At 77.1% G+C, this 1,560-nt stretch carries 1 protein-coding gene and 1 pseudogene; both read left to right on the top strand.

The window, feature by feature from the left end:
• Positions 1 to 208, top strand: a pseudogene (locus GTR00_RS26525) (class I SAM-dependent methyltransferase); the annotation flags it as partial.
• Between the two features lie 411 nt (positions 209 to 619).
• On the top strand, positions 620 to 1,560 hold a 941-nt coding region (locus GTR00_RS24530; RefSeq protein ID WP_240900722.1), incomplete at its 3' end, for an intradiol ring-cleavage dioxygenase.

Raw genomic sequence — 1,560 nt, 5'->3', positions numbered from 1 at the left:
GGGCCGGTGCCCACCGGCCCACCGCCTCTCCCGGCGCGCCGGGCACGTCACCGGCCTCGACGCCGACCCCGCCACCCCGGCCACCGCACGGCGCCCGACGCGCGGGCGCAGCCGCGGGCGGGGCGAGGTGGAGTTGCGCTGCGGGGACCTGATGAGCGCGGACCTGCCCGGCGGCTGCGACGTCGTCACCGCGCTGGCGGCGCTGCACCACGTGCCCCTCGAGCCGGCCCTGCACCGGCTGCGCACCCTGCTCGCGCCCGGCGGGACGCCGCTGGTGCTGGGCCTCCACCGCGAGCGGACCCCCTCGGACCACCTGCTCAGCGCCCCGGCCGTGCCCGCCAACCTCGTCGTGGGCGCGGTGAAGACGCCGCAGCGAGGTTCCCGCCGGCCACCACGACCCTGCGCGAGGTCCGCGACGCCGCGAGCCGGCACACGCCGGGGGCCGTCGTGCGCCGGCACCTGTCCTGGCGGTACTCGCTGCGCTGGAGCGCTCCGCCCCTCCCGGTCCGCTGACCGGCCCGCCGCCGCGCGCACCCACGGGCGGGGCACAGCCGCGGCAGGCCGCCCGCACGGGGTGGGCACCGAGGGTGGGGGCACACACCCGCTCGAGAGGACGACCATGCACCGCCAGGACGACGACCGCCGCCGCCGCGACGAGGGGGCCGACCGGGCCCGCGCGCCGCGCACCTACCAGGGGCGCGTCCTGCCGCGCCAGGACGAGGACGTCGACGACCAGGGCCTGGCCTTCGACCTGGCCACCGCGCACCGGCGCGGGCTGGAGCGCCGCCGGGTGCTGGGCGCCCTCGGCCTGGGCGCCTCCGCCCTGGCCCTGGCCGCCTGCGGCGGCGAGGACGCCGACGCCTCCTCCACCACCTCCAGCTCCCCCTCGGCGCTGAGCGAGGTCCCCGACGAGACCGCCGGCCCCTACCCCGGCGACGGCTCCAACGGCGCGAACGTGCTGACCGCCTCCGGCGTGGTGCGCTCGGACATCCGCTCCTCCTTCGGCACCTCCACCACCACCGCCGCCGGCATCCCCACGACCCTGACGCTCAACGTCGTCGACATGGCCGGCGGCGACGTGCCCTTCGAGGGCGCCGCCGTGTACGTCTGGCACTGCGACCGCGACGGGAACTACTCCCTGTACGCCGACGGCCTGGAGGAGGAGAACTACCTGCGCGGGGTGCAGGTCGCCGACGCGACCGGATCGGTCACCTTCACCACCGTCTTCCCCGCCTGCTACTCCGGGCGCTGGCCGCACGTCCACTTCGAGGTCTACCCCGACGCGGACTCGATCACCGACGCCACCCACGCCGTCGCCACCTCCCAGCTCGCCCTGCCGCAGGAGGTGTGCGAGAGCGTGTACGCCACCAGCGGCTACGAGCAGTCGGTGAGCAACCTCGCGGACGTCACCCTCGCCTCCGACAACGTCTTCGGCGACGACTCCGCCGCCAGCCAGACCCCCACCGTCACCGGTGACGTCGCCAGCGGTTTCACGCTCACGCTGACCGTGGGGGTGGACACCTCCACCACCCCCGCCGCCGGCTCCGCGCCCCCCGGCGG

The organism is Kineococcus indalonis, assembly GCF_009906395.1.
Classification (GTDB): domain Bacteria; phylum Actinomycetota; class Actinomycetes; order Actinomycetales; family Kineococcaceae; genus Kineococcus; species Kineococcus indalonis.
The sequence above is the reverse complement of the archived record's forward strand: the minus strand, read 5'-3'. Positions and strand labels throughout refer to the sequence as shown.